Origin of the sequence: Streptomyces sp. C1-1 (assembly GCF_050214755.1) — a bacterium.
Classification (GTDB): Bacteria; Actinomycetota; Actinomycetes; order Streptomycetales; family Streptomycetaceae; genus Streptomyces.
In genome coordinates this window covers 8,323,441-8,337,698 of sequence record NZ_CP189826.1, presented here as the reverse complement: position 1 = coordinate 8,337,698, position 14,258 = coordinate 8,323,441, and the positions used below count along the sequence as shown (strand labels likewise).

Below are 14,258 nucleotides of genomic sequence, written 5' to 3'. Positions count from 1 at the left end.
CCTCTCCGGCTCATCCGTGCGGTGACGCCCGCGTCTCCGCGCGCGCCAGGCCCGCGACGGAGGCGAGCATCAGCCCGATGCCGGCCACGGTGACCACGGTCAGCCGCTCATCGAGCAGAGCGAAGCCGAGGACGGTCGCGCCGACCGGCTCCAGCAGCATGACCACGGCGACGGTGGCCGACCGCACGACGGCGGCACCGGCGAAATAGAGGGTGTACGCGAGAGCCGTGGGCACGGTCGCGAGGTACGCGAACAGCAGCAGGAACGGCCCCGGTTGGGCGATCCGCGGCAGCAGTCCCGCGGTCAGGGCGAGCGGCAGCAGCCACAGGGACGCGCCCGCGAAGGTGGCCACGGCCGCCGCCGAGGCGTCCGTCACCCCTTCCCGACGGGCGAGCAGCGTCATCGCGCACTGACCGGCGGCGGACAGCACGGCGAGCAGCACACCCCACGGCCGTACCGTCGCCCCCGCTCCCCCGAGGACGACGACGGCCAGCCCGAGCAGCGCTCCGGCGACCGCGACCGCGCCACCGCGTCCGAGCCGCTCCGCCAGGACCAGCCGCGCGGCGAGCGCGACCAGAACGGGGCCGGTGCCCAGGGTGACGACGGTGGCCACCGCCAGCCCGGTGGCGGAGACGGCGGCGAAATAGGCCGCCTGGAACACGGCGAGCCCCAGCCCGGTCGCGGCGCCCCGCACGATCCGGCGGCCGAGCGGGTCCCGGTCGGCCGGACCGGGCGTACGGCGCAGCGCGCGGACCGCGAGCAGCAGCAGGAGCCCGGCGGCGCAGCGCCAGAAGGACAGGGCGACGGGTCCCAGGTCGCTGGTTCTTCGGATCAGCGACGCGGCCGCACCCGCGGTGCCCCAGACGGCACCGGCGACGATGAGACAGCCAAGGCCTCGCCCCACGGGCAGGCCGGAAACAGCGTTCGACACGATTTGCTCCGCAGCCGCGTGACGGCGGCCCGCAGGCGACGGCCACACGGAAGTCGACGAATGAACGGACTTCGTCCGCGGGCAGCACCGTCAGCGCCCGGACCGTGCCGGGCGCGGTTGCCGGAAGCCCGCCTCAGACGGCGGGCGGAGAGGCGATGACGTGAGTGATCGAACGCACGGACCGGACCCTAGGCTGCGCTCTCGCGGGCAGGCAACCCACTTTCCGCACCGGCGGCCCGCCCGCCGGCCACCGGCGCGCCCGTGCCCTTGGCCGGCGTCGACGACTGGGCGATGAACGCGCCCACCAGGACGACCGCGCCGCCGACGATCTGCGGTGCGGAGAGGTGCTCGCCGAGCAGGACCCAGGCCAGGACGGTGGCGATGACCGCTTCGAGACAGGCCACGACGCCCGCGACCTGCGGGGAGAGACGCCGTACCGACAGCACACCGGTCACGTAGGCCAGGACGGTGGCGACGAGGACGATCCAGGCCAGCAGCAGAGCGGCGGGGACCGGATCGCCGTCCATGCGGGCGGAGCCGGTGAGCACCGTCCAGTCCATGGTCCACGGGCGGGCCACGGCGGTCAGCACGAGTGCGCCGATCAGCAGGCCGTACGCGATGACGCCGAGCGGGTCCGGCGCGTCCTCGCCCGCGTCGCTGCCCTGGTCGGACAGGACGAAGTAGCCGACCTGACAGCCGGCGGCGCCGAGCGCGAGCAGCAGGCCCAGGGCGTCGAAGCCCAGGCCCGCCCAGATCTCGACGACGCAGGCCAGGCCGCCGACCGCGAGGACCACGCCGAGCGCGGCGGCGCGGGTCACCGGGCGTCGCTGAACGAACCGCACCCAGCCCAGCACGAGCCCGGGCGCGAGGTACTCGACCAGCAGCGCGACCCCGACGGGGATGCGCGAGAGGGCGGCGAAGTAGCAGGCCTGCACACCGGCCACCGCCAGCAGGCCGAAGCCGGCGAGCAGGACGGGACGGCGGCGCAGCAGGGCCCGGTGGCGCACGGCGACCGGCAGCATCACCAGGGCCGCGCCGGCCACCCGCAGCCAGACCACGTGCAGCGGGTCGAGTCCGGCCTCGATCAGCGGCTTGGCCGCGACACCCGACCCGCCGAAGGCGACGGCGGATGCCAACGCCAGCCCGAGCCCGGCTCCCTTGCCGTGGCCGCCTCGACTGCTCTCAGACCTGTGCACCGGCACATGATGACAGGCGACGACATGAGCGTCACCCCCGTTGACACCTGTCTCACCGGCTGGACGCGCGGCCGGCTCGCGGAGGCCGGACGTCACCGGGACTCTGCGGGCAACTGCTCGACGCGGGCGAGGATCTCGTGGCTGTCGATCCCTGCGCGGTCCAGGACCTCCATGGCGCGGGCCTGCCGATCGACGACGAGCGCGGCCAGCAGGTCGACACCGAGCGCGGCGCCGTCACCCCGGGCGGCGGCGCGCTCGCGGGCGTACTCCATGGCGCCCGCGGCCAGCGGCGACATCCCTTCCGCCGCCGTCACCACGGGGACGGCGCCGGAGTCCTCGACCGAGCCCTGCCAGCGCAGCCCGTAGCCGATGCTGCGCTGCACCAGGTACCCGAGCAGCCGGGCGATGCCGGGGCCGTCGCCGAAGACGGCGCGTGCCTCGGGGTCGTACTCCAGCAGCGAGTGCAGCAGGTGGGCCGTGTCGATCTGCCGGTCCCCGTCGCGCAGCGCCCGACGGCGGGCACCGGTGACGACCGCGGCCAGCTCGGCACTGAGCCTGGCATCGTTGTCCGGGCGCGGCCCGGCGGACTGCTCGCCGACCTGCTGCCGGGGGATACGGGGTTGCACACCCCCTACCCCATCAGCCTCTCCGCCTCCGGTCATCCCCGACGGGAAGCATTTCGGCGTCCCACACAGAGTGGACCCGGGGCGCCGGAATCTCCTCCTTACGGATGAGATCAGGCCGAGTCGCCCCGAAGGGCGCGTACGTTCTCGCCGCGCGCCCGGCACGCAACCGGAGTGCACGCTCTCACGTCCAACAGGTGCATGGAGCGCAGGAGCTGGCTGGTCGCCCTGCCGGCCGTCGACGGCAAGCAGTACGTGTACCGGGTGTACGCCCCGGACGACGCGCTGCCCGCCGACCTGTTCTGGGATGCCTGGCACTGCCACGACGAGAGTGCCTTTCCGCGCGCGTGGGACGTGTTCGACGCGGCGGTGATCCGCCGGGTGGGCCGGCCCCTGAAGGGGGCCACCCTCCACAATTCCTGACGGTTCATCAGTATTGAATGTTGCGATCCGTGCGGTTACTTTCCGCGACACCACAGCCCGACACGAAGAGGTGGTCGCATGCCGGAAATCAGCGCGGAGGCACGGATCGAGGCGCCGGCCGAGAAGGTCTGGGCACAGCTCACGGACTGGCCCGCCTACGGCGAGTGGAACGCCACCCACACCAGCTTCCCGAAGGGCGGCCCGACCTCCCTGGAAGTGGGCGGGACCTTCCAGGAGAACATGAAGCTGATGGGATTCCCGGCCGAGGTCGAGTGGACCATCTCGGAACTGGAGCCGGCCCGGGTCCTCGCCATCACCGGCAAGGGCCCGATGGCCGTGAACGTGGCCACGCGCTACACCCTGACCCCCGACGGCGACGCCACGAAGGTGCGTATCGACGGCGAGTTCACGGGCGCCGCGGTCACGCTGATGGCGGGGAGGCTGAAGGACTCGGGTACGGCCGCCCTCAACGAGTCGCTGCGCAAGCTCGCCGGGCTGGTGTCCTGACCGCTGCGGACACAGGAAGGCGCCCCGCGGAGTGCTCCGCGGGGCGCCTTTGTCGCCGTACGACCCTCAGTCCTCGTCGGCGAGGATCAGGTACAGCTTCTTGCGGGCCTCGTTGATGACGGCCAGCGCCTTCTCGCGCTGCTCCTTGGTGCCGGTCTTCCAGACCTGGCCGAAGGCCTCCATCAGGCCGAAGCCGGCCTGGCGGATCTCACCGAGCGCCTCGAAGTCGATACCGCGGGAGGCTTCCTCCCAGGGCGCGTCCGGGCCCTCGTCGGCCGCGGCGCGGCCGGACTCGGTGAGCGAGAAGAGCTTCTTGCCGCCCTCGCTCGCGCTGGCGATCAGGCCCTCGTCCTCCAGCAGCTGGAGGGTGGGGTACACCGAGCCGGGACTGGGCTTCCACGCCCCGCCGCTGCGCTCGGCGATCTCCTGGATCATCTCGTAGCCGTGCATCGGGCGGTCCTTGAGCAGGGCGAGGATCGATGCCCGTACGTCGCCGCGCCGCGCCCTCCCCCTCGGTCCGCCGCGCCCTCGCGGCCCCCAGGGGCCCGGGCCGAAGCCGGGTCCGCCGAAACCGAAGCCCGGACCACCCGGGCCCCCGGGGCCACCCGGCCCGAAGGGACCGAAGGCACCACGCCGGCCCTCGAAACCACCCCGGCCACGAGAGCCCGGTCCACCGTGTCCACGTTCGAATCCATGGGAACGCATCGCAATCACTCCATTCCATCGTTGATCTGTCGCGATGCGTCAACGATATATCGGAACAGTTCGGATGACAAGGCCCTGCCGGGGACAGGGGTCTGTCGCGGTGGTGGAGCCGGCGGCCCTGGGTCGGTAGGCCCAGGTCAATGGCCCCGGAACGCCTCCTCCAGCCACCAGGCTCCGTGCTCGCGGGTGACCTTCGCGTCGACGAGCAGGGGGGCAGAGCGGGGTCCGGCGACCCAGTCCGCGACCGCCTTCAGGTCGGCGGGAGTGCGCACGGTCACCGCATCGAAGCCGTAGCCGCGCGCCACGGCGGCGATGTCGGTCTCGGGGAAGGTGACCGTGTCCAGCGGGAACCCGTCCGGGCCGAAGTGGTGCACCTCGGCCCCGTAGGCCTCGTCGTTGTAGACGACGACCACCATCGGCAGCCCGAGCCGCCGCACCGTGTCCAGCTCCACGGCGCTCATCAGCGCACCGCCGTCTCCCAGGGCGGCCACGGGGAGCCGGTCCGGCCGCGCGAGCGCCGCGCCGATCGTGGTCGCGAGGCCCAGACCGATGGACTGGAAGGCCTGGGTGAAGCAGAAGCCGTTCTCGTCCGGGACGGAGAGGTAGGCGCTCGGGTAGCCCATGAAGTTGCCCGAGTCCACGCCGACGACCCGCTCGGCGGGCAGGATCTCGTCGAGCGCGATGCTCAGCGTCCTCGGGTCGATCCGCTCCCGGGTGCCCTCGTCCTCGTAGGGCACGTCCCGCCATCGCCCCCGCTCGGCGAGGGCGGCGGCGGTACCGGGTGTCCGGTAGCCCGCGCGGCCCTCACCAGTGGCCGCGTGGGCGCGCCGTGCGGTGCGCGCGACGTCCCCGACGACGCCGAGGTCCACCTCCCGGTGCGCGCCGAGCGCCTGCGGATCGTCGTCGACCTGGACGACGGCCGCGTCGGGGCCGATGAGGGTGCCGTGCCGCATGGTCCACATGTTCAGCGCGCAGCCCCAGCCCACGATCAGGTCGGCGCCCCGGATCAGTTCGGTGGCCAGGGGTGAGGCGAAGCCGCCGGAGACGTCCAGCGACCAGGGGCTGCCGCGGAAGAGGCCGCGAGCCACCGCCGAGGTCGCCAGCAGGGCGCCGTGACGCGCGGCGAGGGCGGTCAGCGCGTCCCGGGCGGCGGGGGTGCGAGCACCGCGGCCGGCCACGAAGACCGGGCGCCGGGCGCGCTCCAGGACCCGTACGAGATCGTCCACCGCCCGCTGCGACGGTTCGACCGGCTCGGGTTCCGCCGGCGGGACGGCATCGAGCGAGACGCCGTCGGGGACGTCCAGGGCCTGCACCTCCAGGGGAAGGTTGAGCAGCACGGTGCGGCGCTCGTGCCGGGCTCGGCGCAGGGCGGCTCCGGCCTGGTCGACCGCGTCGTGCGCGGTCGTCACGCGGGCGGTGACGGCACCGACGGAGTGGGCCAGCACGGCCTGCTCGACCCGGAAGTTGGAGCGCTGGGCGGTCGCCTCCGCGGCCAGCACCAGCAGCGGCGTACGGCTCTTGGCGGCCTCGGTGATGCCGGTGAGGGCGTTGGTCAGGCCGGGGCCCTGGTGGACGCTGAGCGCGGCGAGGTTGCCGCTGGTCCGGGCGTAGGCGTCGGCCATGGTCGCCGCGCCGCCCTCGTGCCGGGCGGCGACGAAGCGGGCGCCCTCGGCCACCATGGCGTTGGTCAGGTGGAAGTTGCCCGAGCCGACGACCCCGAAGACGTGGTCGACCCCGGCCGCGACGAGCGCCCGTCCGACGGCTTCGGCGACCTTCACGACCGCTCCACCAGGGCGAGCACCCGGGCGGGGGCGCCGGAGCCGGACACGATGGGCAGGGGCCCGGCGACGACGAGCGCGCCGGTCGGGGGCAGGGCGGCGAGGTTCTGCAGCTGGGTCAGCCCGTACTTGCCGGCGCCGAGGAGGTGGGAGTGGCAGGGAAACGGCGGGTCGAAGGAGTGGGCGCGGCCCGCGTCCGTGCCGACGGTCTCCGTGCCGAGGCCGATCACCGGGGACTCCTCGGCGACCCAGCGCGCGCACTCCGGTGACAGGCCGGGCGTGTGCGGGCCGCTGTCGTCGGCGTTGAGGAACTCCTCCTGGGAGTGCGAGCGCGCGTCCCACCCCGTGCGCACGAGCAGCCAACCGCCTTCCGGAAGTGGTCCGTTGGCGGCCTCCCAGGCCTTGATGTGGTCCAGCTCGACGAGGAAGTCGGGGTCCTCGGCGGCCTGCTCGGAGAAGTCGAGTACGGCGGCCGGTGCGATCAGGCTGCTCGCGGGCACGGAGGCCACGTCGGCCAGGTCCTTGCCGGTGACCCAGTGGACGGGGGCGTCGAAGTGGGTGCCGGTGTGCTCACCGCTGCGGAAGTTGTTCCAGTACCAGGCCGGTCCCCGGTCGTCGTAGCGGCTGATCTCCTCCAGTTCGAAGGTCTGGGTCTGGCCGAAGGGGGGTGGCAGCTGGATCACCGGCGTGGTCGAGGAGAGCGGCGACGTGAGGTCGACGACTTCGACGGCGCCGTTGCGCAGCCCCGCGAGAAGGGCGGCGAGCACGGACGGCTGGGACATGACGGCCTCCTGGGCGGGGCTGAACTGTCAACGCCTGTCTGTACAGGGTGTCAGCCAATGACCGGTTCTTTGCGGCACACGCTCGGAAAATCGGTCCACCGTTCGCGAATTGGACTTGGTGGCCGAGGCCACGTCGTCCTAGCGTCGGACCATGCGAATCCGAATCGTCGACGCCTTCACCGACCGCGCCTTCGCCGGCAACCCCGCCGGCGTGCTGCTCCTCGACTCCTTCCCCGACGACGACCGGCTGCAGAAGATCGCACTGGAGGTCAACCACGCCGAGACGGCGTTCGCGCACCGGCTGCCCGAGGGCGGGGCGGCGGACTGGGCGTTGCGCTGGTTCACGCCCGCTACGGAGGTCGCCATGTGCGGCCACGCCACGCTCGCCACCGCCCACGTGCTGCACACCACCGGCGCCCACGAGGGCACGGTGCGCTTCGCGACCCGCAGCGGTGTGCTGGTGGCGACGCCCCGCGAGGACGGCTCGATCACGCTGGACTTCCCGACCTCGCCGCTCACCGCGGTCGAGGTGCCGGCCGGGGTCGCCGACGCGCTGGGCGCCGAGCCGCGCAGCACGTTCGACACCGGGCCGAACGTCGGCGACCTGCTGGTGGAACTCGCCGACGAGAAGACGGTCCACGCCCTCTCCCCCGACCTCAGGGCGCTCGGCGCCTACTCGGAGCGCGGCATCATCGCGACCGCCCGCGCCGCGGACCCCGCCCAGGGCTACGACTTCGTCTCCCGCTGCTTCTTCCCGAACGTCGGCATCGACGAGGACCCGGTCACCGGCAGCGCCCACACCGCGCTGGCCCCCTTCTGGTCGCAGCGCCTGGGGAGCACCATCCTGACCGGACTGCAGGCCTCGCGGCGCTCCGGCCGCGTCCGCACCGAGCTGCGCGGCGACCGCACCCTGCTGAGCGGCCACGCGGTGACCGTGATCGACGGCGAACTGCTGGCCTAGGAACAGGAACGCGTTTCGAAACACGCCTAGGCGGTCGGCAGCCAGCCCACCTTCCCGGCGAGCAGCGCGTAGCCGACGAACGCCCCGATGTCGAGGAGGGAATGCGCCACCACCAGGGGGCCCACGCGTCCCCAGCGCCGGTACAGCCAGACGAAGACCACGCCCATCACCATGTTGCCGACGAAGCCGCCGATGCCCTGGTAGAGGTGGTAGCTGCCGCGTAGTACGGAACTGGCCACCAGCGCGGTGCCCGGGGTCCAGCCCAGCTGTCCCAGCCGGCGCAGCAGATAGCCGACGACGATGACCTCTTCGAGGATCGCGTTCTGGATCGCCGAGAGGATCAGCACCGGGTACTTCCACCACACGTCGGGCAGGGCCTCGGGCACCACCGTGAGATTGGCGCCGAAGCCCCGCGCGGCCAGGTAGAAGGCGATTCCCGTACTGCCGATCACGGCCGCGACGGCGGCGCCGCGGCCGAGGTCGGGCCAGGGCCGGGTGCGGTCGAAGCCGAGGGTGCGCAGGCTCCCGCCCTCGCGCAGCAGCAGGTGCGCGACAAGGGCGACCGGCACCAGGGCGGTCGCGATCCCGAACAGCTGCCAGGCCAGATCCAGCCAGGGCCGGCCCGGCGCGGCCGAGGCGTTGAGGGTCGCCGCCTGATCCTTGAGCCCTCCCGGTTTCGTGACCGATCCGACAAAACTGATCAGGGCGGACACTCCGCTCGCACCGAGCGAAAGCGCCAGAACGAGCAGCGTCTCGTCACGGAGGATCCGCCGCGAGAGCCGCTCGGGAGGATCAGAATCGGCCACCGCACCCGTCTCCGCCTGCACACCTGACTCCAATTCAGTAATCCCGCCTCATCCCCATCCTCGCCCCGCTAGGGTCTCGAAAGAACTTACGAAGATCGTGCGCTTGGCCGTCAGGGGGGGACGGACGCCGTACGGGGCGTACCTCCCCTCCGCATGCCATACGGCCGCCTGCCGGCACGAGGTTCAACAGGGAGGGGCACCACCGTCATGGGACGTCACAGCTTGCCCGATCATTATGGGGCGGGCGGCAGCGACCCCCGTCCCCGCGCGCGCCGCCGCACGATGGCCGTCGCCACGGTCCTGGTCCTGACGGTGGCCGGGGGCACGGCCGCCGCCGTGAAGAGCGGGCTGCTCTCCTTCGGATCGTCCTGCCAGGACGACGCCGTACGGCTGCGGCTGGCCGCCTCCCCGGACATCGCCCCCGTCCTGACGGCCGCGGCCGAGCGGGCCCGGCAGCAGAACGTCACCTCCGACGGGCGCTGTGTCGCGGTCTCGGTGACCGCCCGCGACTCCTACAAGGTTGCGGACACGCTCGCCGCCCGCAGGAAGACCGACGTCCAGGTGTGGGTGGCGGACTCCGACCTGTGGGTCGACCGGATCACGAACGACAACACCGCGACGGAGGTGACCCCGGCGGGCGCGGTGGCCTCGACGCCCGTCGGCGTGGCCATGGTGCCCGAGGCGGCCAAGTCGCTGGGCTGGCCGAAGAAGACGTACAGCTGGATAGAGCTGGCCGGCGCGACCATGCGGGACGACGCGCTCAGGCTCGGCTCGGCCGACCCCTCGCGCAGTTCCACCGGGCTGCTCGCGCTCACCCGGCTCACCACCGCCGCGGCCGGGATCAAGGGCGGTGACACCCAGGCCGCGGCGATGATGAAGACGCTGTCGCAGCGCACCTCGCAGTGACGGCCAGGTGCTGGACACCCTGCCCAGGAACAACTCGGGGACCGAGCAGGGCAACCCCAGGCGCAACCAGGCGCTGATCCTCACCGAGCAGGCGGCGTACACGTACAACTCGTCGGCGGACGGCGGCGACGGCCTGGACATGTTCTATCCCAAGGACGGTTCGCCGCAGCTGGACTACCCCTACGCGATGGTCGGGCAGCTCACGACCGACCAGAGCCGGGCCGCGCTGCGGTTCATGAACTATCTGCGGCAGCCGGCCCAGCTGCGGCTGCTGCAGAAGTACGGCTTCCGCACCTCCGACGAGGAGGCCCCGGAGGCGGTGGTCGCCGAGGCGGGCGGCAGCAGCCCGCAGCCGTACGCGCAGCCGGCCGTCCAGCCGGCCACGGACGAGGCGTTGCAGGAGGCTCTCGGTACCTGGACGATCACGGTGCAGAGCGCCCGGCTCACCACGGTCGTGGACGCCTCGTCGTCGATGTCCGAGCCGGTGCCGGGCACGGGCGGGCAGTCCCGTATGGAGGTGACGAAGGCGTCGCTGCTGCAGGCGCTCGCCACCTTCACGCAGGAGGACGAGATCGGCCTGTGGGAGTTCTCCACGAAGCTGGACGGCGCCAAGGACTACCGGGTCCTGGTGCCGACCGAGCGGCTCGGCGACCGGATCGGCGACGGCACCCAGCGGGATCGGCTGTCGGCCGCCTTCGGCGCGCTGAAGCCGGTCCGCGACGGCGCGACGGGCCTGTACGACACCACGCTGGCCGCTTACCGGGCGGCCACGTCGTCGTACACGAAGGGGAAGTTCAACGCGCTGGTCGTCCTCACCGACGGCGTCAACCAGGACCCCGGCAGCATCTCCCGGGCCAGGCTGATCAGTGAGCTGCAGAAGCTGGCGGACCCGGAGCACCCGGTGCCGCTGATCATGATCGCTGTGGGGCCCGACGCCGACCGGGAGGAGGCCGAGGAGATCGCCGGTGCGACCGGCGGCTCGGGCCAGTCGGTGAACAACCCCTCACAGATCCAGTCGGTGATGCTGAAGGCGATCGTGGCGGCGGGCGCCCAGGGCGGCAGCACGGGCTGACCGCCGCTCACGGCGCCCGCTCACCCCAGCGGCACCGGCTCCGGCATGCCCACGGGCCAGGTGTGCACCGGATCGCCCATGTGCATCAGCTCGCTGTAGCGCCGGGTGGTGGCCGCCAGCGCCGCGTCCCGGGACATGCCCGTCTCCAGGGCCCGGTGGAAGGTGGCCGCCTGCCAGGACGCGCCGTTGACCCGGCGCCGGCAGCGTTCGTCGATCACGCCGAGGTAGAGATCGCGGTCGGCGGGTTCGATGCCCCACGCGTCCAGACCGGCCTCGGCGAGCGGCAGCAGCTCGTCGCGGACCAGGCTGACCGCGTCGACCTCCGCCGTACCGCCGTAGCGCCCGCGCCGCGGCCACTGGAAGCGCGCATCGATGCCGTGCCTGCAGGCGGCGTCGAAGTTGGCGGCGGCGGCCTCGAAGGGCAGCCGGGTCCACACGGGGCGGGAGTCCTCGGCGAGGGCGCGGACGAGGCCGTAGTAGAAGGCCGCGTTGGCGATGACGTCGATGATGCTGGGGCCTGCGGGCAGGACGCGGTTCTCGACGCGCAGGTGCGGGACGCCGTCGGCGATGCCGTAGACCGGGCGGTTCCAGCGGTAGATCGTGCCGTTGTGCAGGACGAGTTCATGGAGGTTCGGGATGCCGCCCGCGTCGAGGACCTCCAGGGGCTCCTCCTCGTCGCAGATGGGCAGCAGCGCCGGGAAGTAGCGCAGGTTCTCGTCGAAGAGGTCGTGGGCGGAGGTGATCCAGCGCTCTCCGAACCAGGTGCGCGGGCGCACCCCCTGGGCCTGCAGCTCGGGCGGTCGGGTGTCGGTGGACTGCTGGAACAGCGGAGGCCGGGACTCGCGCCACAGCTCACGGCCGAACAGGAAGGGCGAGTTGGCGCCCACGGCTATCTGGGCGGCGGCCACGGCCTGGGCGGCGTTCCACACGTCGGCGAACCGGGCCGGGGTGACCTGGAGGTGCAGCTGCACGGAGGTGCAGGCGGCTTCCGGTGCTATCGACTTCGAGGTGCAGGTCAGGCGCTCCACGCCGTCGATGTCGAGCACGAAGTCCTCGCCGCGGGCGGCGACGATCTGATCGTTGAGCAGGGCGTAGCGGTCGACCGCGGAAAGGTTCGAGGAGACCAGGTCGTCCCGGTCGAGAGTCGGCAGAATGCCGATCATCACGATTCCCGCATCGAGCTCGCCGGCTTTTCGGTCGGCATATGCCAGAGAGGTCCTGAGTTCCTCTCCGAGCCGGTCGAATACCCGCCCCTGCAAGCGGTGTGGGGCTATGTTCACTTCCAGATTGAACATGGCGAGTTCTGTTTGGAAATCTCGGCTCGCGATCCGTTCCAGGACCTGCGCATTGAGCATTTTCGGCATGCCGTCGGCACCGGCGAGATTCAATTCGATCTCCAGCCCCATCAGGTTCCTGGGGCGGTCGAACCGCTTCTCGGCCAGGAGCCGCTCCAGCCCCGTCAGGCACCTGCGGAGCTTGTCGCGGTAGAGCTGCCGATCGGACAGATCGAAACGACCTGCCACGACCTTCTCCCCCATCGGAGCGTCCCTCCTCGATCGGGCGGCGCTTTGGATCCCGGCCGCCGGTGTCGGGTCACGTGGGATAATGCCCAGCGTCGGCCATCGGTAACGTCCCCGCGCGAGCGGGTCGCGCGCTACTCTGGTCACACGTGACCGGGGGCACATTCGCCGGGCATGCGGCACGGCGCAGTTTCATGTACGCGACGAACTCGTGAAAAACGCCGACGAGAATTGGCCGACCGCGCCTCCGGCATTCCCCGAGGTCACCGCCTTCGGGGTGAGCGAAATCGGGGTGATTCCCGTGCGCCGCAGACCGGATACGCCCTTGCCGAGTGCTCCGCAAAGGGCTAGACGAAACACTGTCTGAACATGTGTCGTATAAACTCCGCGAACAGGCAGAGGGTCGGCGCCCCCGGTCTTCGAGACCTGCCGTCAGGTGACGAGCGACAGGTCTCACCCACATCCCTCGTACCCAGACCCCGCCCCGTCTCTCTCGCCTCGTGAGCAGACAGCGCCGTCCGCCCCCGCCCTCGCGCCACCGTGCCTGTCGAATGAGAGGCGACCCACCATGCCGTTGCATGTCCCCCCGGCTCCCGCGCCCGCCCTTCGCACCGTCCTGACCGCGCTCGGCTCGCCCACCGCGGTTCGCGAGGCCCGAACACCCTCCCTGCTGCGCTCCCAGGGACCCGCCACACCGGAACTGCCACTGCCCGTGCACGTACTGGACGAGCTCACCCCCGAGGGCGCCTCCGCCAGCCGGCTGGCCGGCTGGCGGTTCCTGATCCGCTGCGGCGACCGCGCGGTGGCCGCGGCCGAGACCATGCTGACGCCGGACGGCTGGGCCTTCTCGCACTTCTTCGAAGGCCCCTACATCGCCTCCACGGAGCGGGCGCTGCGCCAGGCCGAGACGATGAAACAGCCCTACCAGGCGCGCCTGCTGTCGGTTCCGAGCCTGTACATGCTCACGCTCTGGCTGCACGGCGACTGCGCCGCGGACGGCGCGGACGGCCACCCGGCGGCCACGGACCTGCTCGTCCCACTGGCCCCGGCTCCGCCCGGCATCGCGGCGCACCGCCCGCACCGTGTCGCCGAACTGCTCCCGGTGCTGACCCATCGGGTGACTCCGGCCCCGCTGCTCGGCCAGATCGCCTGACGAACGACCCCGTGCCCCGCCGTCGAATTCACCGACGGCGGGGCTCGACTTTTTACCCGACGCCTTACCCGGAAGCCATTTCGCTCGTACGAGCGAAAAAGTGCTCGTACGAGCCCTGAAACGGCTCCGACCTGTACGGACTAGCCCCATCCGGCCACTGCGAACCACCCGAAGGGACAGTGCAGTTGGACTGAACCGTCCGGGCGGCCGGCGCGTCATCAACCTGTGAAGAAGTGGTGCGCCGAAATGCCTGCGGATTGCCGTCCGTGGGGCAACACTGGACTGGACCGACTTAAAACCAACGGGGGGCGGCCATGGACAACGCTTCAAGCCGCAGCACAGACTCGACAGCCATCTCCGACATCACGACAGAGCGAAAGATCCCACCAATGTGCCAGCATCAGCCACCGTGCCCTTCAGCAGACTCCGCCGACCGGGAATCCGCCCGACTCGTGGCGCACCACCCGGAGCAGGGGTGGAGCCTGCTGTGCAACGGCGTTCTGCTCTTCGAGGACACCGGTGAGCTGCTGCCCGACGGCCAGATCATCGCCCCGCACCGCCCGCTGGGCGCCAGCCAGGTGATGACGGCCGCCTGAGGCGGCACCCGGGCGGTCGACCAGCCGCCCGGCGGATTCCCGGGGGCCGGTCGCGGAGGACATGCCGCGAGCCGGCCCCGACGCACGTCCGAGCCCGATCACGCACCGTAGTTACCCGGGCGGGCCAGGGTCATGGGGGACCCCGGTGGCGAGCCCGGTGCCGATCAACCGGTGATCCCGGCATCGATCACCCGACGAGCCCAGTATTGATCACTCGGTGATTCCGGTATTGATCACCCTTCCCACGGGCGCGCGTCTTCCGGAAGACTTCTGGAAGTTTCGCGGCGAGTGTCCACGGA

The 14,258-nt window shown here is 71.7% G+C and carries 13 protein-coding genes and 1 pseudogene; 6 read left to right on the top strand and 8 right to left on the bottom strand.

Going from position 1 to position 14,258, the window contains the following annotated elements:
- Positions 1–10 precede the first annotated feature (10 nt).
- The 3 genes from ACQF4J_RS37905 to ACQF4J_RS37895 form a co-directional block, all read right to left on the bottom strand.
- A complete protein-coding gene (locus ACQF4J_RS37905) occupies positions 11–931 on the bottom strand; it encodes a DMT family transporter (RefSeq protein ID WP_427167787.1) in 921 nt (306 codons plus the stop codon).
- A 188-nt stretch (positions 932–1,119) separates the two neighbouring features.
- Positions 1,120–2,133, bottom strand: coding sequence for an EamA family transporter (locus ACQF4J_RS37900; RefSeq protein ID WP_351564469.1), 1,014 nt, complete (start codon positions 2,131–2,133; stop codon positions 1,120–1,122).
- 86 nt (positions 2,134–2,219) lie between these two features.
- Positions 2,220–2,753 (bottom strand): Clp protease N-terminal domain-containing protein, encoded by a 534-nt coding sequence (locus ACQF4J_RS37895; protein WP_351564467.1) that lies wholly within the window; start codon positions 2,751–2,753, stop codon positions 2,220–2,222.
- 198 nt (positions 2,754–2,951) lie between these two features.
- On the opposite strand from ACQF4J_RS37895, the gene ACQF4J_RS37890 reads away from it, so the two are divergent.
- Entirely contained in the window at positions 2,952–3,173 is a 222-nt protein-coding gene (locus ACQF4J_RS37890; RefSeq protein WP_351564465.1) for a hypothetical protein, read from the top strand.
- 78 nt (positions 3,174–3,251) lie between these two features.
- Entirely contained in the window at positions 3,252–3,680 is a 429-nt protein-coding gene (locus ACQF4J_RS37885; protein WP_351564463.1) for a type II toxin-antitoxin system Rv0910 family toxin, read from the top strand.
- A gap of 66 nt (positions 3,681–3,746) precedes the next feature.
- Here ACQF4J_RS37885 and ACQF4J_RS37880 read toward each other — a convergent pair whose 3' ends face one another.
- The 3 genes from ACQF4J_RS37880 to ACQF4J_RS37870 all read right to left on the bottom strand — a co-directional run bounded on the left by ACQF4J_RS37880 (position 3,747) and on the right by ACQF4J_RS37870 (position 6,945).
- A complete protein-coding gene (locus tag ACQF4J_RS37880; protein WP_351564461.1) occupies positions 3,747–4,385 on the bottom strand; it encodes a PadR family transcriptional regulator in 639 nt (212 codons plus the stop codon).
- Between the two features lie 137 nt (positions 4,386–4,522).
- Positions 4,523–6,163 carry a thiamine pyrophosphate-binding protein gene (locus tag ACQF4J_RS37875; protein ID WP_427167786.1) on the bottom strand — a complete coding sequence of 547 codons (1,641 nt, stop codon included), beginning with the start codon at positions 6,161–6,163 and terminating at the stop codon, positions 4,523–4,525.
- On the bottom strand, positions 6,160–6,945 hold the full coding sequence (locus ACQF4J_RS37870) for a cyclase family protein (protein WP_351564457.1): 786 nt from the start codon (positions 6,943–6,945) through the stop codon (positions 6,160–6,162). The genes ACQF4J_RS37875 and ACQF4J_RS37870 overlap by 4 nt, the downstream gene beginning before the upstream one ends.
- Positions 6,946–7,096: 151 nt before the next feature.
- Here ACQF4J_RS37870 and ACQF4J_RS37865 point away from each other — a divergent pair, with 151 nt between their 5' ends.
- Positions 7,097–7,906 (top strand): PhzF family phenazine biosynthesis protein, encoded by an 810-nt coding sequence (locus ACQF4J_RS37865; RefSeq protein ID WP_351564455.1) that lies wholly within the window; start codon positions 7,097–7,099, stop codon positions 7,904–7,906.
- A 26-nt stretch (positions 7,907–7,932) separates the two neighbouring features.
- Here ACQF4J_RS37865 and ACQF4J_RS37860 read toward each other — a convergent pair whose 3' ends face one another.
- The gene (locus ACQF4J_RS37860) at positions 7,933–8,733 is read right to left on the bottom strand and encodes a CPBP family intramembrane glutamic endopeptidase (protein WP_351564453.1); all 801 of its coding nucleotides are present in this window, start codon (positions 8,731–8,733) and stop codon (positions 7,933–7,935) included.
- 186 nt (positions 8,734–8,919) lie between these two features.
- Between ACQF4J_RS37860 and ACQF4J_RS37855 the strand changes: the two are divergent.
- Positions 8,920–10,690: pseudogene (locus ACQF4J_RS37855) on the top strand (substrate-binding and VWA domain-containing protein).
- Positions 10,691–10,710: 20 nt separating this feature from the next.
- On the opposite strand, the gene ACQF4J_RS37850 reads toward ACQF4J_RS37855, so the two are convergent.
- Entirely contained in the window at positions 10,711–12,228 is a 1,518-nt protein-coding gene (locus ACQF4J_RS37850; protein WP_351564449.1) for a glutamate-cysteine ligase family protein, read from the bottom strand.
- Positions 12,229–12,778: 550 nt separating this feature from the next.
- Here ACQF4J_RS37850 and ACQF4J_RS37845 point away from each other — a divergent pair.
- Together ACQF4J_RS37845 and ACQF4J_RS37840 are read left to right on the top strand one after the other, a co-directional pair.
- Entirely contained in the window at positions 12,779–13,363 is a 585-nt protein-coding gene (locus ACQF4J_RS37845; RefSeq protein ID WP_351564443.1) for a hypothetical protein, read from the top strand.
- Positions 13,364–13,752: 389 nt separating this feature from the next.
- Positions 13,753–13,959, top strand: a complete 207-nt coding sequence (locus tag ACQF4J_RS37840; RefSeq protein WP_351564441.1) for a DUF5999 family protein — start codon at positions 13,753–13,755, stop codon at positions 13,957–13,959.
- Positions 13,960–14,258 lie beyond the last annotated feature (299 nt).

Bases quoted from the DNA above. Each gene is read 5' to 3' on its own strand.
- ACQF4J_RS37890 (WP_351564465.1), top strand. From the start codon at position 2,952: ATGGAGCGCAGGAGCTGGCTGGTCGCCCTGCCGGCCGTCGACGGCAAG.
- ACQF4J_RS37885 (WP_351564463.1), top strand. From the start codon at position 3,252: ATGCCGGAAATCAGCGCGGAGGCACGGATCGAGGCGCCGGCCGAGAAG.
- ACQF4J_RS37880 (WP_351564461.1), bottom strand. From the start codon at position 4,385: ATGCGTTCCCATGGATTCGAACGTGGACACGGTGGACCGGGCTCTCGT.
- ACQF4J_RS37870 (WP_351564457.1), bottom strand. From the start codon at position 6,945: ATGTCCCAGCCGTCCGTGCTCGCCGCCCTTCTCGCGGGGCTGCGCAAC.
- ACQF4J_RS37865 (WP_351564455.1), top strand. From the start codon at position 7,097: ATGCGAATCCGAATCGTCGACGCCTTCACCGACCGCGCCTTCGCCGGC.
- ACQF4J_RS37850 (WP_351564449.1), bottom strand. From the start codon at position 12,228: ATGGGGGAGAAGGTCGTGGCAGGTCGTTTCGATCTGTCCGATCGGCAG.
- ACQF4J_RS37845 (WP_351564443.1), top strand. From the start codon at position 12,779: ATGCCGTTGCATGTCCCCCCGGCTCCCGCGCCCGCCCTTCGCACCGTC.
- ACQF4J_RS37840 (WP_351564441.1), top strand. From the start codon at position 13,753: ATGTGCCAGCATCAGCCACCGTGCCCTTCAGCAGACTCCGCCGACCGG.